Genomic DNA, 19,998 nt, shown 5'->3' with positions numbered 1-19,998 from the left:
TCTTTGCTCCTACCGGTCAGGTTTAATAACGATCATACTTGCGGCTTTAACCGCTCTGTTTCTGGCCTCATCGACCGTTTCAGCGGTGGCTAATGCAACGCCCATTCGCCTGTGCGTAAAAGCCTCAGGCTTGCCGAACAATCTGATTTCGCTGGTCGGGACGCTGAGCGCCTTGTCCAATCCTTGATAAGTTACGCCTTCGGCGTCCACACCGCCTAATATGACGGCACTAGCTCCTGTGTTTTGCATGCCGGTATCGACGGGCAAGCCTAAAATGGCTCTGGCGTGCAATTCAAACTCGTTTTGTTTCTGGGTCACCATCGTCACCATGCCGGTATCATGCGGCCTGGGGCTTACTTCACTAAACCAGACGGTGTCGCCCTTGATAAACAATTCAACGCCGAATAAACCGAGCCCGCCTATCTCATTGGTTATTTTAAAAGCAATGTCCTGAGACGCTTTTATTGCGGCGGAGCTCATGACTTGCGGTTGCCAACTCTCCCGGTAATCGCCGCTTTCCTGCACATGGCCTATCGGTGCGCAAAAGTGAGTTTCGGCTTCGCCGTGCTGATTCAGGGTGCGTACCGTCAGCAGGGTGATTTCAAAATCAAAGTCGATTTTTGCCTCGACAATGACTTTTCCGGTATCCACCCGGCCGCTGGATTTGGCGTAATCCCAGGCCGCCTTAAGCCCATCTGCGCTTTTAACCATCGACTGGCCTTTGCCGGATGACGACATGGTCGGCTTGATAAAGCACGGATAACCGATCCAGCCATCAACCGCAGCCTGCAATTCATCAAAACTTTGTGCAAAGGCATAGTCCGAGGTGGGGATTTTTAACTGCTCGGCGGCCAGAGTCCTGATGCCTTCACGGTTCATCGTCAACTGAATCGCCCGGGCGTTGGGTACAACTATACACCGACCTTCCGCCTCGATGTCAAGCAGTGCCTGAGTTGCAATCGCTTCAATTTCCGGAATGATAAAATCCGGCTGTTCCAATGCAATCAGTTTTTTGACCGCTTCGGTATCGGTCATGTCGATCACATGGCTGCGATGCGCGACATGTTGTGCCGGGGCATTCGGGTAGCGGTCTACGGCAATCACTTCCACGCCGTAACGTTGCAGTGCAATTGCCAGTTCCTTACCCAGCTCGCCGCTGCCGAGCAGCAGGGCTTTGGTTGCGCTGTTTGATAATGCGGTGCCTATTTTCATTGTGAATCTGCCAGATAGTTGTCTATATCTTCTTTGGAAAAACCGATTTTTTTAGCCACGCGGTCCGCATGACTGACTCGGGAAATGCCAGGAACCAGTTTGTAGGTCGGCGCGTCATCGGCAAACTCGACCTGTCTTGGCAGGCCTATGCCTTGAGCGACAAAATGATCGACCAGCTGATGATTGTGGGTGATTAAAATGGTGCTGTTGCCTTTCCGGTAAAATCCGTTCAATACATTCGACGACGATTCCATTTTTTCTTCGAAGGTCGTGCCTTCGGATAATTCATCCAGCACCACCAGGCTTTTCGGGGTCGCGGCCAGGAAAATATCTTTGGTGCGTTTCAACTCGGTGCCGAAGCGGCCTTCACCGTCATCCAAATGGCTGATATCGGGGGCCTGATAAAAGATTCGGTCGGCGACGGTCAGTGTTGCCGTCTTGGCCGGAACAAAGCAGCCGATTTGCGTGAGCAGCTGGATTTGGGTGATGGTTTTGCAAAAAGCCGTCTTGCCGCCGCTGTTGGGGCCGGTGATCAACACCAGTTTGTCGTCATCCAAAACAAAATCGTTACCGACATAATTCGGGTTTTGTTTGCCTAAGACCGGGTTTCTGGCGTCGGTCAGGTTTATCCTGTGATGCGGCGCGTCAACCAGTTCAGGCAACACCTTGCTGCCGCCGAATGCCTCGGCAAATTTTATAAACGACAGCAATTCATCGAGTTGACCGAACGCATCCAGCGTTTCAGCTACCGCCGGGGATTTTTTGAACTCATTTCTTAGCGGGATAATGCAGCTGTCCCGGTCAAAGCCGCCGACGATCGGATAATAAACCAGCAAAAAAGGTACGAAGAAAATACTGGCAGTCGGGATGGCCTCAACCGAAACCTGGAACATGTCGGTTGGAAAAAAATGCGCCAACGCCCAGACGGCCCCGAAAAACAGGCTGATCAGCAGCGGCTTGAATAGCCGGGGTCTAAAGATAATTGCGGGCGAGAAAGAGCCTTGCCTTTGTTCCTTGCACTGAACATTGTTTTCAGTGATGTAAACAGGTCCTTCCATTAAGGAATAAGGGCGTGTTTCGGCGAAGGCTTTGATCTTGTCGCAAATATCTTTAAGGTAATCGCTTTGCGGGGCTTCTATGGATTGAATCCGATCGACCAGTTCCAGCATAAAACGGATGCCGCGTTTATATTGAAGATAGCCGTAGCCTTCAATTTCATGCTCTTCTCTGGCTGTGCCGAATGTTCCGAGAAATTCGCCGAACAGCAGTAAATAGAAGTTTTTTTCATCGGGCACAGCCTGTTGCACGATCTGTTCAAGCTGTTCTTTGAGCGCCGGATTATTACGCAATTCTTCAACGGCTTGCTGTTTGGCCTTAATCTGATCCAGTTCATTCAGCGGTTGGGTTAAAGATCGAAATAGCACCGCTTGCCCGGCAATTGTTGAGGCATGGTTGACGGCGTCGAACAGCTCATCGACTTCAATGGTATTGAAGGTTCTTTGGTCGATAACCCCGTCGTCGGTGTCCAGGGGTTTGCTGGATTTGATGGTCGGCCAGCTGCTGTCTTGCCAGTTTTGTAATAATGTTTGCATCATCTTTTACCCATTTGCCCGCTGTTTTCAACATCAAAAGTGCGTATATTCAATCAATAAATGTAAGCAGATTGATTGATTCACCACGAAGGCACGAAGAACACGAAGTTTTTATGTTGGCGTTTTCTTAGTGCCCTTCGTGGTGCAATATCTAAAATTAAAGCTTTTGCTCAAGCAGTCTAACTATAGCATCAACATGAGCTTCGGAATCATTCAGCGCCGCTATATAACGGTATTCTTCTCCGCCGGATTCCATAAAAACAGCCTTGTTCTCCATCGCTATTTCTTCCAGTGTTTCCAGACAGTCCACAGCAAACCCCGGACAGACAATATCAATTTTTTTAATGCCTTGTCCCGGAAGCTGTTTTAACGTGTCCACGCAATAGGGTTTTAACCATTGCGCTTTGCCGAAACGGGACTGGAACACAATCATCCATTGTTTCTCATCAAGACCTAATTTTTCGGCAATCAGGGTTGCGGTTTTATGACACTGGTGAAAATACGGATCGCCCCATTTAGTGAGCTGTTCGGGCAAGCCGTGAAACGACATCAACAACAGCTCGTTTTTGCCGTGTTCCCGCCAGCTTTGCTCGATGGACTCGGCAACCGCAGCAATATAATGGCTATGCTGGTGATAATCGCTGATAAAGTGAATGCTGGGCAGGTGTTTCCAGTGGCTCAGTTCTTTCACCATATCATCATAGATTGATGCGGTGGTGGTTGAGGAATATTGCGGATACAACGGCAGGACAATCAAATTATCGACGCCCGCATTTTTGAAAGCTCTTAACTGCTTCGCTATTGAGGGTTCGCCGTAGCGCATCACATGCTGGGTAGTAACACCTTTATGAAGCAGCTTATCGGCAACCCGTTCGCTTAATTGCAGGGTCAGGAAAATTAACGGCGAACCTTTTTCTTGCCAGATTTTGCGGTAGGCTAAGGCCGATTTGCGGGGGCGAAAAGGCAGCACGAAAAAATGCAGTATCATCCACCACAGCGGCCTGGGCAGGTTGACGACGCGCGGATCCCAAAGAAACTCCTTAAGAAACCGCCTGACTGCCGATGTGGTCGGTGCGGTAGGCGAACCCAGGTTCGCCAGTAATATGCCGGTCTTTTTTGCCGTCATTAGTTCGATTTCGCTCACTACGGGCTCAGGTGTGACGGTTAATCAAATTTAAAAATTCCGAGCGGGTGCTGATTTCCTTACGAAAAATCCCGGTCATCACTGATGTTGTCATCACCGAGTTTTGCTTTTCAACACCGCGCATCATCATGCATAAATGCTTGGCTTCAATAACCACAGCCACACCTCGGGCGCCGGTTGCCAGTTCAATTGCATCCGCTATTTGTTTGGTCAGCACTTCCTGGATTTGCAGGCGGCGTGCGTACATATCGATAACGCGAGCCACTTTGGATAAGCCCATGACTTTGCCTTTCGGTAAATAACCCACATGACATTTGCCGATAAACGGCAGTAAATGATGCTCACATAAAGAATACAGTTCAATATCCTTCACAATAACCATGTCTTCAGTGTCGGCAGTAAAAATAGCGCCGTTCAGCACTTCTTCCAGCGTTTTTTCGTAGCCGTTGTTTAGAAATTTGAAAGCCTTGGCTGCGCGTTTTGGCGTATCGATCAGACCCTCGCGAGTTAAATCTTCACCGACGCCCTCGATAATCTTGGCAAAATGCTCTTCCATTGTTTCAATCCCAGTTATAAAAATAGCTGGTCAGTATACAGTATTGAGTGTTGAATTTTAAAGCTCCAGCTCCCTACTTAAATGCCTCTGTAGGGAGCGCTGCCAAAACCACATTGATGTCTGCTCCGGGTTTGCAAACATTCTCGCTCAGATGACGGCGCCAGCCTTTGGCCCCCGGCTCGCCATGAAAAAGACCCAAGATATGCCGGGATATGCTATTCAATCGGACTCCGTCATTAAGCTCAAGCTGTTCCCGGATATAGGGGATTAACAATTGCATAATCATGTCCCGGGACCGCGGCTCTTTGGGTTCGCCATAAAACCGCCTGTCCACATCGGCCAATAAATAAGGGTTGTGATAAGCCTCCCGGCCTACCATGACGCCATCGACATGCGCCAAAACGTCTTCGGCCTGATCCAGTGTGGTGATGCCTCCGTTCAGGATGATTTCCAGCTGCGGAAAGTCCTGTTTTATTTGGTAGACCACATCGTAGCGCAACGGCGGAATATCGCGGTTCTGCTTGGGTGACAAACCGCTTAGCCACGCTTTTCGTGCATGGACAATAAAGGTTTCGCAACCGGTATCGGCAACTGTCGAGACAAAATGAACCAGCTCTTCATAAGAATCGCGATCATCAATGCCGATTCTCGATTTAACCGTGACAGGAATCGAAACCGCCTGAGCCATAGCGCCAACGCACTCGGCGACAAGTTCGGGTTCTGCCATCAGGCAAGCGCCGAAACGGCCGTTCTGGACCCTGTCGCTCGGACAGCCGACATTCAGGTTCACCTCGTCATAGCCGTAATCTTCAATCATCTTGGCACAGATGGCTAACTCACGCGGGTTGCTGCCGCCCAATTGAAACGCAACCGGGTTTTCAGCGGCATTAAATTGTAAAAAACGGTGGTGGTCGCCATGAATCAAAGCGCCGGTAGTCACCATTTCGGTATACAAAAGCGCGTGTTGTGAAATCAGTCGATGAAAATAACGACAGTGTCTATCGGTCCAGTCCAGCATCGGGGCAACACAGAATTTTCTGTCGGGGCCGGAGGTTTTGTTTTTATTGCTTATCAATTTCTTATCGGAACGTTGAGGGTGATTGCGGATTGACGGGGAGTTCGACTCATGAGCTTGAACATTATAACGGGACTTCTTCCCGCAGCCCATTCACAATGCTATCAAATACGGATCAATGTAAAATAAACCAAAAATTTTAACGAGGAACTTCTTTTGAATATACCGACTATCTGTCTTTGCGGCTCAGGCATCGAATATACCCAATGCTGCGGCCCATTCCATTCCGGCGAAAAAAAGCCTTTAACTGCCGAGGCTCTGATGCGCTCGCGCTTTACTGCTTACGCTATGCATAATGCCGGCTATTTACAGGATACTTGGGATGCTACGGTACGGCCTGAATTGATCGATTTCTCCAAGGAAAAAGTCGATTGGCAGCGCTTGGAAATCGGTAACACTAAAAAAGGCGGGGTTAAGGATACTAAAGGTGTGGTGGAGTTTAAGGCGTATTATTTGCAAGATGGCGAAGAATACGTGATGAATGAGATCAGCCAGTTTGTTAAACGCGCGGGCGGCTGGTTTTATCTGGATGGGCTGGTTAAGTCCATTGGCAAAGTAGGTCTACAAACTAATCTGGGTAAAAATGCTCCGTGTTCCTGTGGCAGCGGTAAGAAGTTTAAACGGTGCTGCGGAGCTGAGTGAGGCAGGGCATAAAGAGCGGCCTGCTGGCCGCTCTTGGCTGGGTTGGTTTGATCGGGTTACTCAAAAACAACGTTATTTTTCATCTTTTGTCGGTTCTTCCGATTCCCCGATCAGAGCGGACAAACAGTCCATCTGGCTTTCGGTATAGTTGGAATGGGCTTCTGCAAGCTCTTTTGCCGAGCCGAAATCATTACGTAATTCTTCAAGGGTCTTTTTAGGATCTTTAGACGAGGACAGCGTCAACATTTTTGTGTAGTTGCGGTAAGCCATCAAGCGTTTGGGATCAAAAGCAAAAATGCCGGGCATATTGTTCGAAGTGGTATCCACAACGCATTTAGCCATGCGCTCGGGAGATAACTTATAGTCTTTAATGTCTTTTTCCAGCTGCATTTGCTCCAATACAGTTTCTTCATATTGTTTTTTATCTGCGCAACCGGAGAGTAATAATGCCGACAGGGAAATGAGCAGTAGTTTTTTCATGTGAGTGGTACCGTTATTTAATTGAAAATGCGCTGTGCGGCATTATACGCATATCCGTCAGGCGCAAGGCAAAAGCTTAAAAATCTTAATCCATCTCCTTCATTGCCTGCGTTATCCAGGCTTCCGCTTCCGCATTGATGTCGGCGGCTTTGCGTCCTTTGGTCTCTATGACCGGGCCGATTTTTAATTTGATCACGCCGGGATATTTTAAAAAACTATAACGCGGCCAGAAGTCGCCGGCATTATGCGCGACAGGGACTACAGGAACGCCGGTTTTATGGGCTAACATCGCACCGCCGATATTAAATTTCAACACTTCCCTGGCTCCGGCGCGGGTGCCTTCAGGAAAAATCAGCACCCACAAGCCTTGGTTTAAATATTTAGTGCCTTGTTCGAGCAAAGAGCGTAACGAAGCGCGTTGGTTTTTTCTGTTGATGACGATGGATTTCAGGGTGAGCAGCGACCATCCCCAAATCGGCAGGTAAAGCAGCTCACGTTTTATGACTACTGAATGAGGGGGCAGAATATATCTTAATGCCAGTGTTTCCCATGCAGACTGATGATTGCTCAAAATAATGGCAGGTTGTTGCGGATTGATGTGCTCCAGGCCTTCTACTTCATAGGTGAGGCCGCAGGTAACTTTGGTTATCCAACCAATAATAGCGCACCAGGCATGACCGATTTTCCAGCGTATTTTAAAGGTCGTCAGCATGCCTAGAATCAGTAAAATTCCGACTATGGTAGCGGTAGAAAAAATGCCCACAAATAACAGGGCCGAGCCTATATAGTTTTTAGGTCTAGGGTCTTGATGTGAGGTATTTTGCTGCGTCATATAAGTTCTCAAAAACAGGAATATCGAGATTAGGATTTTCAGTTAGGGTTTTTTGGCCTTTACCGGTTTTGACCAGTATCGGGCTGGCGCCGACAGTCTGGGCTGTCTGGAGGTCGCGGAGCGAATCTCCGATAACAGCCATGCCGTTCAGGTTGACATGGTGGTCGGCGGCGAAGGCCTCAAGCAAGCCCGGCTTGGGTTTGCGGCAGTTGCAATCATCGTCCGGACCATGGGGGCAAAAATAGATCGCATCGATTTCCCCGCCTTTCTCTTCGGCCATACGCTGCATTTTTGCATGGATTTTTTCCAGCGTTGGGGCATCGAATAAACCGCGGGCCAGACCGGACTGATTAGTGATTACAACGACTTTGTAGCCATGTTCATTGAACAGGGCAATGGCTTCAAGGCTGCCTTCGATCGGCAGCCATTGTTCCGGGGATTTTATGAAATCGTCTGAATCGTGGTTAATTACGCCATCACGATCCAGCAATACGTAGCGGTTTTCAGGCATGCTTTTATATAGTGCTTCGGTACACCATTCGCAAATGATGCGCTTCACTGCGTTTAGCGCATCCTACGGTATTCTCGCCGGAGCGTGATGATGATAGACGTTTCATTTACGATTGCAGTTTGGAAATATCGGCGCAGGTCAAAAACTGTTCGGACAACAGGTTCAGCAATGCCAACCGGTTGGCGCGCAAGTCAAGATCGTCGGTCATCACCATCACATGATCGAAAAATGCATCGACGTCATTGCGCAACCCCGCCAGACGGTTAAGTGTTGCCTGGTAATTGCGCTGTGCCAATAACGGTTTAATATCATCTTCGGATTGCAGTGCAGCTTGCAATAATTGTTTTTCTTGCGGTTCAAGCAATGCGCCGATCTTTGCTGCCGGTTGCGATTCCGATTTTTTCAGGATATTGCGGATGCGTTTATTCGCGGCTGCCAGGCTTTCGGCTTCGGGCAGTTGCCTGAAAGCTTTAACCGCTTCTAAACGCTGCATAAAATCCAGCGGTTCGGTGGGCATTACAGTAATGACGGCATCGAATTCATCGGCAGTGTAGCCGTGATCCAGGCAATAGCCTTTCAAACGCTCAAAAATAAAGTCGATAACCCGGTCGGCTGTTACGGATTGATCGGCAGTTGTTTTAATTTGGGCGCCTGCGAATTCCGTCAACTCAATGATATTGATGTTGAGCTTGTTCTCTATGATGGTCCGGAGTATGCCTAATGCGGCGCGGCGCAATGCATAAGGGTCTTTGTCGCCGGTAGGAATCAATCCGACCGCAAAAATACCGACCAGAGTGTCTATTTTTTCCGCAATAGCAAGAATTTGTCCAGTTGTGCTGCCAGCAGTCGGACTGCCGGATTGTTTAGGAAAATATTGTTCTTCAAGCGCAATAGCGACCGCTTTCGGTTCGTGCTCCGCCAATGCGTAATAACGCCCCATAATGCCCTGAAGATTGCCGAATTCGCCGACCATTTCGGTCATCAAATCGGTTTTTGCCAATAATGCCGCGCGCTCGGCTAGTTCAACATCGGCGCCCAAATGACCGGCAATGAATTTTGCCAGGTTTCGAACCCGTATCGTTTTATCGTAAACCGTGCCCAAATTTTCCTGAAAAACAACGCTGGACAGGCTTTCCACGCGATCTTCCAGCATTTTCTTTCTATCCTGCTTCCAGAAAAACTCCGCATCGGAAAGGCGCGGAGTCACTACGCGCTCATTACCCTGTTGTATGGATTTGGGATTGCTGCTTTCGATATTGCTGAAGGTAATAAAGTTCGGCAGCAAACCGCCGTCTGTATTTTTAACCGGAAAATATTTCTGGTTGGTTTGCATCGTGGTGATCAGAACTTCCGGCGGCAGCTCCAGGAAACGCGGATCGAAAGTCCCGGTAATCGGCACCGGCCATTCGTTCAACGCGGCGATTTCTTCCAGCAAATCGTCTTCGATATGGGCAATGCCGTTCACAGCAGCGGCGGCTTTTTGCGCCGCGTCATGGATGATGGTCTTTCTTTGTTCAAAATCGGCAATGACGCGGCCCTGCTTGTAGAGAGCATCCGCATAGTCTTCCGGCTTGGCCAGAGTGATTTCTTCCGGCGCGTGAAAGCGGTGTCCTTGCGTAGCTGCGCCCGTTTTGAGGCCCAGAATTTCGGTGTCAATGACATTTTCGCCGTAAAGCAAGACAGCCCAGTGTACGGGTCTGACAAACTCGGTAGTAAAACTGCCCCAGCGCATACGCTTGGCAATCGGCAATCCGGCGATGCTTGATCGGATGATGTCGGGGATCAGATTTTCGGTTGCTTGTCCTTTGATGGCTTGGGTAAAGCTAAGCCATTCGCCTTTGTCGGTAAGCAGGCGTTCCAGTTGATCGAAACTGGTGCCGCAGCTGACTGCAAAACCCAAGGCCGCTTTGCTGGGTGTGCCGTCGGGGGCAAATGCCGCTTGCAGTGCGGGGCCGCGTTTTTCCACGGTTTTGTCGGGTTGCGCGGTGGATAGGTTTTCGATGAAAACGGCCAGACGTCTGGGCGTGGCGTAAGCCTTGCTGCCGGTAAAAGTTAACTCGGCGGCGTTAAGGCCTTGAATGATGCCGTTCAATAAAGCGTTGCTCAGTTTCAACAAGGTCTTGGGCGGCAGTTCTTCTGAACCTAATTCGAAAAGTAAGTGTTGTTCGGTCACGATAAGTTGCCTTTATGTGTCATTATAAGTTTATTAATTCGTGCTTATCAGCATTATAAGGATGTTCTTTTAAATACTTTGTCCAATTAGCCAACAGATTGATACCGATTGAATTTTGTTTTTGTAAGTCGCGGAATAAGATTTTGAACTTTGGATCTTTTTTACTGAACTCGTTTTTTGTCTCATTAATGAGCCCTTTTAATGTCGTTGGCAAATTATAAAACTCTAAAGAAATACCTACTTCTTGAGCTTCATCAAGAAGCCATTGCTCAATTGGAGGGTGAAAGATCAAGTAATGATTTTTTTCTTTATGTTTATATAATTTTAAATTTTGCTTTTTAACTACTAATTCAAATTCAGAAGTACGTGATAATGCTCTTCTATCTTGATCGACAATACCTACAGCAAAATTATCTTTCAATTTCCCTATCATTTCATCAACGATTTTATTGCAACTATGCTTATGGTTATATCCGTGTGTATTACCAATTCTTTCGGGAGGTACAATCGTTTCAACTAGATTAGTGTCAATATAACATTCCGGCATAATGCAAAAGTTAATATTAAATTTCATCCGTAAATAGCTCAGCATTAAAGAACAGGTCTAGTCCGTATTCATAAACATCATTTAATTCACTATCTGTCAGTCTTTTAATAACAGTCTGACCGTCTTTAAAATCGGCCATAAATATTGCTAAATCAACGCGAGCATTTTCTAAGAAAGCATCAAGAATATAAGGACTATGTGTAGCAATAAAAAACTGGTTGCTTTCCGAACTAATTATTTCTTTAGCAATATGCGTAATGTAAGGAGGAAAGCAGTGTGCTTCGGGTTCCTCAAACAGCAAAATAGAGTTTTTATTAGAGGCAATAGCTGTTTTAAAGAATATTATTCTTTGCAGCGTATCGGCTATAGAGCTGTAAGGAAACGAAACCATTGCATTATCTTCTCTCAAGGTCTTCATTATCCTTAATGTATGGCTTGTTTTATCTAAAAGAAGTTGTAACCCATACTCTGAAAACAACTTGGACAATTCCTTTTCAAGTGACTTATTACGTTGAATAACATCAAGTAAATTAACTCCAACAGGTGGTATTAAATGAGACGTTAAGTTATTAAAAAGGTCCGATTTCTTTGATATAAAAGTCTCAGGAAACTTATAGTAATTAACTTTGCTTGGCGAAAATCCAGTTGATGGGCGAGTTCCACCTTTAAATCCTAAAATAAATCGATTATTGATACCAACCTCATATATATCGCTCGCTCTAAGATTTGACTGAGCTAATATATCTTTCAAAAGAGACTCATCAATGGGAAAATCTGGCTTTAAGTCTATTTCAAATTGAACTAAATTTTGTTGCTCTAAATAATCGACAATACAATAACTATTATCATCGGTGCGAACAGTGATTTTCTTGTCAACATTCCCATCAAAAAATAATTCCGCGATATTTTCAAACCGGACCATTTGAGTCAATAAATTTTTATTCTTGCCATATCTAAAATAAGGCAAACTAAATAAACCAATCGCCTCAAGAATATTCGACTTTCCAACATTCGGTTTTCCAATCAGCAAATTAATCCGCTTGCAATCGCTTAAAGTGACATCCTTAAGCGACTTGAAATTGGTAATATGTACCGAATTGAAAAACGTGGACATGAATTACTCGGCTGAACTCTGACACATCGGAAATCCCAGCGATTCCCTGCGTTGGTAATAGGCTTCGGCTACAGATTTGGCTAAATTCCTGACTCGTAACAGATAACGTTGACGCTCGGTAACCGAAATCGCATGGCGCGCATCCAGCAGGTTAAAGGCATGCGAAGCTTTCAATACCATTTCATAAGCCGGTAACGGCAGATTCAATTCGATCAGCTTGGTGCATTCCTGCTCGTAAGTGTTGAAACACTCGAACATGAACTCGACGTTAGCATGCTCGAAATTGTAAGCGGACATTTCCACTTCATTTTGATGGAACACGTCGCCATAAGTAACGGTGCCGAACGGGCCGGTAGTCCAGACCAGATCGTAAACGCTTTTAACGCCCTGCAAGTACATCGCGATGCGTTCCAGGCCGTAAGTGATTTCTCCGGTGATCGGTCTGCATTCAAGGCCGCCGACTTGCTGGAAATAGGTGAACTGGGTCACTTCCATGCCGTTCAGCCAGACTTCCCAACCCAAACCCCATGCGCCCAAAGTCGGCGATTCCCAGTTGTCTTCGACGAAGCGCACATCGTGCTCCAGCAAATCCAGGCCTAAATGGCGCAACGAGCCCAGATACAGCTCCTGGATATTGTCAGGCGACGGCTTTAAAACCACTTGATATTGGTAATAGTGTTGCAGGCGGTTGGGGTTTTCGCCAAAGCGGCCGTCGGTCGGCCTGCGCGACGGCTGCACATAGGCCGCGTTCCAAGGCTCCGGGCCGATGGCGCGTAAAAATGTGGCGGGATGAAACGTCCCCGCGCCAACTTCCTGATCTAACGGCTGCAATAAAATACAGCCTTGGTCCGACCAGTATTTCTGTAAGGCCAGGATGAGTCCCTGAAAAGTAGATAAGTCGTTGTTTATGCTGGACACGGTTTAATGCTCTTGGGCAATAAAAATGGGGGATTATAACCGAAAAGCCGGTATTAGGCATCGTTAGATTAGGCGCGCAACTTTATACCGGTAAAACCTGCAAGCGTTTGTTATACGTAGCATTACGGGTTCTGCACGATTAGTACCTATACAAAATGGAATTGTTTATACTCGAACGCTATTAAAAATTGAAGCGGTGCCGGACATCGTTATCAGGCTTTAATGAATATGAACAGATGTTGACTTAACGTTAGATGGCGTATTTTTTATATAAGGAGAAACGACATGAACGATCAAGAAAAACAAAAAGCGGTAGAAATCCTGAATAAAATTATGGAGCTTGAACTGGCAGGCGTTGTTCGCTACACGCATTACTCGCTTATGGTTTATGGCTATAACCGCATTCCAATTGTTTCCTGGCTTAAGAGTAATGCTGACGAAAGCTTGATTCATGCACATAAAGCGGGTGAGCTGGTGACATTATTGGGCGGACATCCTTCTCTTAAAATCGGCCCTTTATTGGAAACAGCCAAGCATGATATCGGCGATATTCTAAGGGAAAGCCTGGAGCATGAGAAAACAGCGATAGCCGCATATTTTGAGCTGCTGAAACTTTCTGAGGGCGTTTCGGTGCTGTTGGAGGAGTATGCAAGAGAAATGATAGTCGGGGAAGAGCTGCATCTTGACGAGGTCAATAAAATGCTGCGGAAACCGGGCGATGTTCAGCCGTTTAATGCTTAAACCTATTCAGCATTTAGAAAAGCGATAGTTCACGAAAGGCACAAAAAACACGAAAACAAGGAGACCAGACTGTAAATTGTCGCTTAGGATGTTTGTGTCTTTCGTCGATCAAACGCCATTTCAGGGATAAACAAGGCTTACAAAACACCTACAGCATGCCGCAAATGCAGTGTAGCCAATGCGGCGTCGTAAGTGGCATTGTTCAAATTATCATGAGTGATGGTGCGTAAGTCTTCCGCTTTCAGCACATCGGTATTGGTGGATAAGCCCTGCTGGTAGCGGTCGGTAGTGACTTTTAAATTTTCATCGGCTTGAGCGATGGCTTGTTGAGTCACGGCGATGCGTTTTTGCGTCTCCTGAATATCCAGCCAGGCTTGGCGTACCTGCAAGCCGATCATGCCTGCTAAATCATCGCGTTGTTCTTTTAAAGCAATAGCTTGCCGGGTCATCGCATCGCTGCGATGACCCGAGCTGCCGTCAAATAGCTTCCAATCCATGCCGACATTGGCCATCCACATGCCTTCAAAGGCCTGATAGCGGTTTTCCTGGTATTGATAACCGCCGTTGACGGCGACTTGCGGCAACAAACCTGCTTTTACACTTTGCGCCTGTTGGTCCAGCGACTCAATTTGTTGCGCCAGCGTGACCAATTCGGGACGTTGCTTTAACGCATTGCCGCTCAGGTCGATTAATGATCCTTTCGGGGTTTCAGGGAATTGATGAGCCAGTTTAACCTCATCGGCAAGATTCCGGTCCAATAAGCGGTTATAACGGGCCTTGGCAATGTCCAGCTGATTAGTCGCCTGCACGACCAGTTGCCGGGCATTAGCCAGTTCGACATTGGCCGCCAGTACATCATTGCGCGCGACGATGCCTTGATCGAACAGGTCGTTCACATCTTTCATGTGCAGATCCAGGCTGTCGACATGGCTTTGCGCTACCTGCAAGGCTCTGTCCATGCGCAATACCGTGATATAAGCTTCCGCCACCTGCATTTTGATATTTAATACCGAGGTGATTTCATTGGATTGAACGGCTTGCAAAGAGGCTTCGGCCGCATCGATGTTATGACTGATGCGCCCGCTGGTAAAAATCGGTACAGAGGCAATTGCCTGGGCTTTGACGCTTCCGGCTTGATTGGTGCTGAACTGAGCTGTTTGGCCTGCAATCTGGGTTTTTGCTGCCGGTGTTTCACTCAACTGCGTGTAACCGCTGCTGACGTTAAGATCGGGCAACCGTTGCCCCTGCGCCGCATGCAGCTGCTGTTCGGAAGCGCTGGTATCGGCTTTCGCCGACTTGATCTGATGGTTGTTATTAATGGCGCTGTTCCAGGCGTCTTCCAGCGTTTCCGCTACAGCTGCGGTGCTGACAAAGATTATTAATGCGCCGATCAAATGCTTTTTATGCAACAGCATAGATCATACCCCGCATATAAAAATCAATGACCTGCAAGACCAGGCGTTGTTTCTCGTCAGCGGATGGCCGTAGCGTTTTCGACAATAGGCAGCGCAAATGCAGGTCGCCTTTCAGCATGCTGAAAAACGCATCCGCCGCGAATACCGGATCAGCAATGTTAAAGATTCCTTCGGCATTCAATTGCCGAAAATAATCTTCCAGCTGCGTCAATACGGTTTGTGGGCCGCTCTGATAAAACAATTGGCCAAGTTCCGGAAAATCCGGGCTTTCCGCTACCACCAGCCGGTAAATGGCCAGCGCATCTTCGGTAAAAATCAAATCCACTGCGGAGTTCGCGATTTGGGTTAGGTTGTATTTCACATCATCCGAGTCGATAGTTACCTGAGCCATGGTTTGCAATAAAGATCCGCAAAGGCCGGAAATGACTGCCGCGAGCAGGGCGTCTTTGCTGTCGAAATGGTTGTACAGTGTGGCTTTGGAAACCGGCGCAGCCTGGGCTATTTTCTCCATGCTCACGTTACGGTAGCCATGCGCCAGGAACATGCGGGTGGCGCCGTTAAGAATGGCTTGGCGCTTGGGATCTATGGATTCTGTAGTCATTTATTTGTTAAATGTAAAGATGATGTGATGGTAAATAAAGCATCACGAACGGCTGCACGGATGCAGAGCAATTGCTACTGCATCGCCCAGCAATAGTTGTCGTTCGTGATGATTCCACTCGTTCCCAAGTTCCAGAGACTGGGAAAACATTAAGAATTCGGAGTGCAAACCCAGGTTTTCACTCCGTCATTCATTAAAAATCAATAGCTTAAATGCAAGGCAACGATTTTTTAAGGCGGCTTTTTACAATACTTTCACAGTCTCTCCAGGCTGGGAGGTAATGTAATGGGCTGGTTTTCTCCGTGTCTTAATGGTGAGTTCGTTTTTTTGTTTTTGCGTAAAAGTAAACGATACGTTAGACTAAACTAAACCGTTTAGTTTATCAAGGTCGTTTTATGCCCCGTTTACGTTCCGCTTTACTGATTTTATTGATTGGCGTTCCTTTAATCGCCGGAATAGGCTATTGGCTGCTGGAGCGGCGGCATTATGAAACGACAGACGACGCCTATTTACAAAGCAACATTGTATTAATCAGCCCCAGAGTGCAAGGATATGTGACGAATGTCGCGATCAATGACAATCAGGCGGTCAAGCAAAATGACGTTTTGCTTACGGTTGACGATCGGGATTATCTTGCCAAAGTCATTCAAGCCGCAGCCGATGTCAACGAGGAAATCGCACACATCGAGCGTTTGCGTGCAATGAAACTTTCTCAGCACGCGCATATAGAAACTGCCGGAGCCAATGTAGTGGCTGTGCAAGCCAGACGGGAACAAATTCAACAGGATTTACAGCGCTTCAATAACCTGATTGATCGTGGTTCGGCGGCCCGGCAATCGCTGGATAAAATTCAATCGGAATCCAAACAGGCAGCGGCTGAACTGAAAGGTTCCCAAGCTTCAGCCAGCGCCGAACATAGCCAATTGGCCGCCCTCGATCTTGAAATCACCGAAACCGAAGCGCGTGTGGAAAATGCCAAGGCGCAATTGAGCCTGGCGAAAATCGATCTGGAGCACACTCAGGTAAAGGCGCCGATCGACGGCATCATCGGCAATCGCGGCGTGCAACTCGGACAACTGGTTCGCCCCGGCGTTGCGCTGGCCTCTCTGGTGCAGAACAGCAACATCTGGGTGGAGGCGAATTTTAAGGAAACCCAGCTACAGCATATGCGTTTGGGGCAGTCGGTTACGGTAAAAGTGGATGCTTATCCGGATCTTGAATTGACCGGCAACGTGGACAGTTTTTCACCGGCCAGCGGTTCCGAATTCAGCATTCTGCCTGAGGAAAATGCCACCGGTAACTTCACCAAAGTTGTGCGCCGGTTACCGGTAAAAATAGTCTTTGCTTCGGCTGCGAATGTGCAGTTATTGAGACCGGGCTTGTCGGTTGAAGTTAAAGTCAAAGTGCATTAATCCTAACGTCCGCGAACAGCACGAAAGCCACGAAATAGGTGTATTACAAATCGCGTTCTTTTCGTGTCTTTGGTGGACAAAATTGATTTTTATAGGTTAATCCCGTGGCAATAACAGACAAGCAAGACACAGAAACACCGCTAACGATGGGCCAGTGGATCGGCTTTTTCAGCATGGCGATTGGCGTGTTCATGGCGGTGCTGGATATTCAGATCGTCGCCAGTTCCTTGCAGAAAATCCAGGCCGGTCTGTCCGCTACGCAGGATGAGATCGCTTGGGTGCAGACTTCTTACCTAATTGCCGAAGTGATCGTTATCCCGTTGTCCGGCTGGCTGGGCCGGGTGTTCTCAACCCGCTATTTATATGTCATATCGGCAGGCGGCTTCACCGTAGCCAGCCTGCTTTGCGCATTCGCCTGGAATCTGCCGTCGATGATCGTGTTCCGCTGTTTGCAGGGCTTTCTTGGCGGCGCGATGATTCCGATGACGTTTACCGTGATTTTTATTTTGTTCCCGCCGCGTTTGCAAGCGACCATGAGCATCGTACTCGGCTTGATTGTAACGATGGCGCCGACTGTAGGCCCTGTGCTGGGCGGTTTTCTTACCGAAACCTACAATTGGGAATTGCTGTTTTTGATTAATATCATTCCCGGCATAGGGGTCTGCATAATGGTGTGGCGGTATCTCGATATTGATCAGCCCGACTGGGCGCTGTTGCAGAAAATCGATTTTGTCGGCATAGCCCTGATTGCCGTTTTCCTGGGCAGCATGCAGTTCGTGTTGGAAGAAGGCGTCCGCAAGCAGTGGTTTGAGGATTACCTGATAGTCACGCTGACGATTGTTGCCATCGTCAGCGGCATCGCGATGCTGATTTGGGAGTTAAAAAGCCCTCACCCGATTATTGATCTTTACGCTTTCCGCAATGTTAATTTTGCGATTGGTTGCGGCTACAGCTTTGTGCTGGGCGTGGGGCTTTATACCATTATTTATTTAACGCCGATTTATCTGTCCAGCGTTTAAAGGCCTTAACAGCCTGGAAATCGGCTACTACCTCATGGTCGTCGGCGTCTTCCAGTTGGTGTCGGCGTTCATAGCCGGGCCATTGGAGAAAAAAATGGATTTGCGCTGGATGCTGTGCCTGGGACTTGGCTTGTTTGCGTTGGGCTCATGGATGAATGGCAATTTAACCGGCGAGTCCGGTTATTGGGAATTCTTCTGGCCTCAGGCTATTCGAGGCAGCGCGTTAATGCTGTGTTTCCTGCCCATCAACACCCTGTCCTTAGGCCGATTGCCGATGGAAGAAGTCAAAAACGCCAGCGGGCTTTATAACCTGATGCGTAATCTGGGCGGCGCAATCGGTTTGGCGGTTGCCAATACGCAAATGATTTATTTAACCAAAGTGCATTATGCAACGTTGCGCGAATCGGTTACCGCAACCAGCTATCAGGCTCAGCAAATGCTGGAGGGATTAACCGCATCAATGGCGCAAATGAATTTGCCTGATCCCGACTTGGCCGCGTTAAAGCAGCTTACCGGGCTGGCCCTTCGGGAAGCGGAAATAATGACTTTTAATAACCTGTTTCAAGTTATCGCGGTTATTTTCGCGGCTTCGCTTGTTGTTGCGCCTTTTCTAAAGAAGGTGGATGGAGAAAAGGCAGCCGTAATTCACGAATGAGGTTGTCCCAGCGTAGGGCGCCTACATAAGTTTTGTTGACGTTTGCATGATTTAGGTGGAATTTAACTATTTTTTAAAAGCGGAGAATTTGTTATGAATAAAACCATACTCGCCCTGATTATTGGCGCTACGTTGAGCCTGCCTGCTACCGCCGCCGATTCTTATACGGTCGATCCCAGGCATACCTTTCCCAGCTTTGAAATCAACCATTTGGGTTTTTCCATTCAACGGGGACGCTTCAACCGGACCAAAGGTAAAGTGATGCTGGTTCCGGAATCAGGAACCGGCAATATTCAAATCAGTATCGACACCGCTTCGATCAGCACCGGACTTGCCGAACTGGAAGAACACCTACGCGGCAAGGATTTTCTCGATGCTGAGCGCTATCCGCATATTACCTTTACATCGGATAAATTGAGCTTTAGTAAAGACAAGCTCGTTTCTGTTGATGGCAATTTAACCTTGCACGGTATTACCAAGCCGGTGCATTTGGTGGTAGATTATTTTCATTGCGGAATGAATATGATCGCGATGAAAAACGTTTGCGGCGCCAACGCGACCACAACCATCAAGCGATCCGATTTTGGCGTAGACAAATATGCGCCGGCCCTTGCTGATGAAGTCAACATCGTGCTTCAAATTGAAGCAACCAAAGACTGATCGGCCTTGTTTTGTTAATACAGCTCAGAGGAAAAAAGTCATGAAACTTTATTACAGCAAAGGTGCTTGTTCGTTATCTCCCCATATCACAGCCTGTGAAGCGGAACTACCGATTGAACTGGTTGAAGTTGATTTGAAAAGCAAGCGTACCGTGGCCGGAGAAGATTTCCGGCTGATAAATCCAAATGGCTATGTACCGGTATTGATCCTTGACGACGGCAATAAGCTAACGGAAGGCCCTGCAATCGTTCAGTATCTTGCCGATCAGGCGCCGGATAAAAAATTAGTCCCATTAGCGGGGACATTCGAGCGTTACCAACTGCAGCAATGGCTGAACTTTATTTCAACCGAGATTCATAAAAGCTTTGGCGCTTTATTTAATCCCGCTATGCCTGAGTCCGGCAAACAAGTGGCGATTACTACGTTGATCTCACGGTTGGAGAATGTCGCAGAGCATCTTTCGAATCGGGCATTTTTGCTGGGTGATCATTTTACCGTGGCCGATGGCTACTTGTTTGTGACACTGAGCTGGGGAGCTCATGTGAATGTTGATATAGGCCGTTGGCCGGTATTGGCGAACTATGTTGCCAAGATTTCCGCACGTCCCGCAGTACAAAAAGCGTTGAAGGAAGAAGGGCTGGTTTAAGCTTCGCTGGTTTGTAGTTCGTAGGATGGGCTTCGCGGGACTCTACCCATCTA

At 47.7% G+C, this 19,998-nt stretch carries 21 protein-coding genes; 7 read left to right on the top strand and 14 right to left on the bottom strand.

Going from position 1 to position 19,998, the window contains the following annotated elements; genetic code table 11:
- Window positions 1-9: 9 nt before the first annotated feature.
- The 5 genes from purT to dusA form a co-directional block, all read right to left on the bottom strand.
- Window positions 10-1,212, bottom strand: coding sequence for a formate-dependent phosphoribosylglycinamide formyltransferase (gene purT / locus V7051_RS06545; protein ID WP_333874132.1), 1,203 nt, complete (start codon window positions 1,210-1,212; stop codon window positions 10-12).
- Window positions 1,209-2,807, bottom strand: coding sequence for a MutS-related protein (locus V7051_RS06540; protein WP_333874131.1), 1,599 nt, complete (start codon window positions 2,805-2,807; stop codon window positions 1,209-1,211). The genes purT and V7051_RS06540 overlap by 4 nt, the downstream gene beginning before the upstream one ends.
- 154 nt (window positions 2,808-2,961) lie before the next feature.
- Window positions 2,962-3,930 (bottom strand): ferrochelatase, encoded by a 969-nt coding sequence (hemH, locus tag V7051_RS06535; RefSeq protein ID WP_333874148.1) that lies wholly within the window; start codon window positions 3,928-3,930, stop codon window positions 2,962-2,964.
- A gap of 25 nt (window positions 3,931-3,955) precedes the next feature.
- On the bottom strand, window positions 3,956-4,504 hold the full coding sequence (gene folE / locus V7051_RS06530; RefSeq protein WP_333874130.1) for a GTP cyclohydrolase I FolE: 549 nt from the start codon (window positions 4,502-4,504) through the stop codon (window positions 3,956-3,958).
- A gap of 73 nt (window positions 4,505-4,577) precedes the next feature.
- Window positions 4,578-5,579, bottom strand: a complete 1,002-nt coding sequence (gene dusA / locus V7051_RS06525; protein ID WP_333874129.1) for a tRNA dihydrouridine(20/20a) synthase DusA — start codon at window positions 5,577-5,579, stop codon at window positions 4,578-4,580.
- A gap of 156 nt (window positions 5,580-5,735) precedes the next feature.
- On the opposite strand from dusA, the gene V7051_RS06520 reads away from it, so the two are divergent.
- On the top strand, window positions 5,736-6,221 hold the full coding sequence (locus tag V7051_RS06520; RefSeq protein WP_333874128.1) for a YchJ family protein: 486 nt from the start codon (window positions 5,736-5,738) through the stop codon (window positions 6,219-6,221).
- A 72-nt stretch (window positions 6,222-6,293) separates the two neighbouring features.
- Here the strand turns inward: V7051_RS06520 and V7051_RS06515 are convergent, their stop codons facing one another.
- The 7 genes from V7051_RS06515 to glyQ all read right to left on the bottom strand — a co-directional run bounded on the left by V7051_RS06515 (window position 6,294) and on the right by glyQ (window position 12,796).
- The gene (locus V7051_RS06515; protein ID WP_333874127.1) at window positions 6,294-6,701 is read right to left on the bottom strand and encodes a hypothetical protein; all 408 of its coding nucleotides are present in this window, start codon (window positions 6,699-6,701) and stop codon (window positions 6,294-6,296) included.
- An 85-nt stretch (window positions 6,702-6,786) separates the two neighbouring features.
- On the bottom strand, window positions 6,787-7,533 hold the full coding sequence (locus V7051_RS06510) for a lysophospholipid acyltransferase family protein (protein ID WP_333874126.1): 747 nt from the start codon (window positions 7,531-7,533) through the stop codon (window positions 6,787-6,789).
- Window positions 7,499-8,044 carry a D-glycero-beta-D-manno-heptose 1,7-bisphosphate 7-phosphatase gene (gene gmhB / locus V7051_RS06505; RefSeq protein WP_333874147.1) on the bottom strand — a complete coding sequence of 182 codons (546 nt, stop codon included), beginning with the start codon at window positions 8,042-8,044 and terminating at the stop codon, window positions 7,499-7,501. The genes V7051_RS06510 and gmhB overlap by 35 nt, the downstream gene beginning before the upstream one ends.
- A 106-nt stretch (window positions 8,045-8,150) precedes the next feature.
- Window positions 8,151-10,217: a glycine--tRNA ligase subunit beta gene (gene glyS / locus V7051_RS06500; protein WP_442919631.1), complete on the bottom strand. Its 2,067-nt coding sequence runs from the start codon at window positions 10,215-10,217 to the stop codon at window positions 8,151-8,153.
- A gap of 22 nt (window positions 10,218-10,239) precedes the next feature.
- Window positions 10,240-10,791 carry a hypothetical protein gene (locus tag V7051_RS06495; RefSeq protein ID WP_333874125.1) on the bottom strand — a complete coding sequence of 184 codons (552 nt, stop codon included), beginning with the start codon at window positions 10,789-10,791 and terminating at the stop codon, window positions 10,240-10,242.
- Window positions 10,781-11,878: an AAA family ATPase gene (locus tag V7051_RS06490; protein WP_333874124.1), complete on the bottom strand. Its 1,098-nt coding sequence runs from the start codon at window positions 11,876-11,878 to the stop codon at window positions 10,781-10,783. Before V7051_RS06490 ends, V7051_RS06495 begins: the two co-directional genes overlap by 11 nt.
- A gap of 3 nt (window positions 11,879-11,881) precedes the next feature.
- The gene (glyQ, locus tag V7051_RS06485) at window positions 11,882-12,796 is read right to left on the bottom strand and encodes a glycine--tRNA ligase subunit alpha (protein WP_333874123.1); all 915 of its coding nucleotides are present in this window, start codon (window positions 12,794-12,796) and stop codon (window positions 11,882-11,884) included.
- 285 nt (window positions 12,797-13,081) lie between these two features.
- Between glyQ and V7051_RS06480 the strand changes: the two genes are divergently transcribed.
- A complete protein-coding gene (locus tag V7051_RS06480) occupies window positions 13,082-13,537 on the top strand; it encodes a ferritin-like domain-containing protein (RefSeq protein WP_333874122.1) in 456 nt (151 codons plus the stop codon).
- A 137-nt stretch (window positions 13,538-13,674) separates the two neighbouring features.
- Here the strand turns inward: V7051_RS06480 and V7051_RS06475 are convergent, their stop codons facing one another.
- Both V7051_RS06475 and V7051_RS06470 read right to left on the bottom strand, forming a co-directional pair.
- The gene (locus V7051_RS06475; protein ID WP_333874121.1) at window positions 13,675-14,952 is read right to left on the bottom strand and encodes a TolC family protein; all 1,278 of its coding nucleotides are present in this window, start codon (window positions 14,950-14,952) and stop codon (window positions 13,675-13,677) included.
- Complete coding sequence (locus V7051_RS06470; RefSeq protein WP_333874120.1) at window positions 14,939-15,553, bottom strand: TetR/AcrR family transcriptional regulator; 615 nt, start codon at window positions 15,551-15,553, stop codon at window positions 14,939-14,941. The genes V7051_RS06475 and V7051_RS06470 overlap by 14 nt, the downstream gene beginning before the upstream one ends.
- Window positions 15,554-15,948: 395 nt before the next feature.
- On the opposite strand from V7051_RS06470, the gene V7051_RS06465 reads away from it, so the two are divergent.
- The 5 genes from V7051_RS06465 to gstA all read left to right on the top strand — a co-directional run bounded on the left by V7051_RS06465 (window position 15,949) and on the right by gstA (window position 19,945).
- Window positions 15,949-16,965, top strand: a complete 1,017-nt coding sequence (locus V7051_RS06465; RefSeq protein ID WP_333874119.1) for an HlyD family secretion protein — start codon at window positions 15,949-15,951, stop codon at window positions 16,963-16,965.
- A 104-nt stretch (window positions 16,966-17,069) separates the two neighbouring features.
- A complete protein-coding gene (locus tag V7051_RS06460) occupies window positions 17,070-17,984 on the top strand; it encodes a DHA2 family efflux MFS transporter permease subunit (protein WP_333874118.1) in 915 nt (304 codons plus the stop codon).
- 34 nt (window positions 17,985-18,018) lie between these two features.
- Window positions 18,019-18,639, top strand: a complete 621-nt coding sequence (locus V7051_RS06455; RefSeq protein WP_333874117.1) for a hypothetical protein — start codon at window positions 18,019-18,021, stop codon at window positions 18,637-18,639.
- 93 nt (window positions 18,640-18,732) lie between these two features.
- Window positions 18,733-19,299 (top strand): YceI family protein, encoded by a 567-nt coding sequence (locus tag V7051_RS06450; RefSeq protein WP_333874116.1) that lies wholly within the window; start codon window positions 18,733-18,735, stop codon window positions 19,297-19,299.
- A gap of 40 nt (window positions 19,300-19,339) precedes the next feature.
- A complete protein-coding gene (gene gstA / locus V7051_RS06445; RefSeq protein ID WP_333874115.1) occupies window positions 19,340-19,945 on the top strand; it encodes a glutathione transferase GstA in 606 nt (201 codons plus the stop codon).
- The last annotated feature ends 53 nt before the right edge of the window (window positions 19,946-19,998 follow it).

It is taken from the genome of Methylobacter sp. (genome assembly GCF_036845245.1).
Lineage (GTDB): Bacteria > Pseudomonadota > Gammaproteobacteria > Methylococcales > Methylomonadaceae > Methylobacter_A.
The sequence above is the reverse complement of the archived record's forward strand: the minus strand, read 5'-3'. Positions and strand labels throughout refer to the sequence as shown.

Excerpts from the sequence above, each read along its gene's own strand:
- V7051_RS06510 (WP_333874126.1), bottom strand. The coding sequence starts at position 7,533 with ATGACGCAGCAAAATACCTCACATCAAGACCCTAGACCTAAAAACTAT.
- hemH (WP_333874148.1), bottom strand. The coding sequence starts at position 3,930 with ATGACGGCAAAAAAGACCGGCATATTACTGGCGAACCTGGGTTCGCCT.
- V7051_RS06465 (WP_333874119.1), top strand. The coding sequence starts at position 15,949 with ATGCCCCGTTTACGTTCCGCTTTACTGATTTTATTGATTGGCGTTCCT.
- V7051_RS06495 (WP_333874125.1), bottom strand. The coding sequence starts at position 10,791 with ATGAAATTTAATATTAACTTTTGCATTATGCCGGAATGTTATATTGAC.
- V7051_RS06475 (WP_333874121.1), bottom strand. The coding sequence starts at position 14,952 with ATGCTGTTGCATAAAAAGCATTTGATCGGCGCATTAATAATCTTTGTC.
- V7051_RS06490 (WP_333874124.1), bottom strand. The coding sequence starts at position 11,878 with ATGTCCACGTTTTTCAATTCGGTACATATTACCAATTTCAAGTCGCTT.
- gstA (WP_333874115.1), top strand. The coding sequence starts at position 19,340 with ATGAAACTTTATTACAGCAAAGGTGCTTGTTCGTTATCTCCCCATATC.
- V7051_RS06455 (WP_333874117.1), top strand. The coding sequence starts at position 18,019 with ATGGTCGTCGGCGTCTTCCAGTTGGTGTCGGCGTTCATAGCCGGGCCA.
- V7051_RS06480 (WP_333874122.1), top strand. The coding sequence starts at position 13,082 with ATGAACGATCAAGAAAAACAAAAAGCGGTAGAAATCCTGAATAAAATT.
- V7051_RS06540 (WP_333874131.1), bottom strand. The coding sequence starts at position 2,807 with ATGATGCAAACATTATTACAAAACTGGCAAGACAGCAGCTGGCCGACC.
- V7051_RS06515 (WP_333874127.1), bottom strand. The coding sequence starts at position 6,701 with ATGAAAAAACTACTGCTCATTTCCCTGTCGGCATTATTACTCTCCGGT.
- V7051_RS06470 (WP_333874120.1), bottom strand. The coding sequence starts at position 15,553 with ATGACTACAGAATCCATAGATCCCAAGCGCCAAGCCATTCTTAACGGC.
- purT (WP_333874132.1), bottom strand. The coding sequence starts at position 1,212 with ATGAAAATAGGCACCGCATTATCAAACAGCGCAACCAAAGCCCTGCTG.
- gmhB (WP_333874147.1), bottom strand. The coding sequence starts at position 8,044 with ATGCCTGAAAACCGCTACGTATTGCTGGATCGTGATGGCGTAATTAAC.
- folE (WP_333874130.1), bottom strand. The coding sequence starts at position 4,504 with ATGGAAGAGCATTTTGCCAAGATTATCGAGGGCGTCGGTGAAGATTTA.
- V7051_RS06450 (WP_333874116.1), top strand. The coding sequence starts at position 18,733 with ATGAATAAAACCATACTCGCCCTGATTATTGGCGCTACGTTGAGCCTG.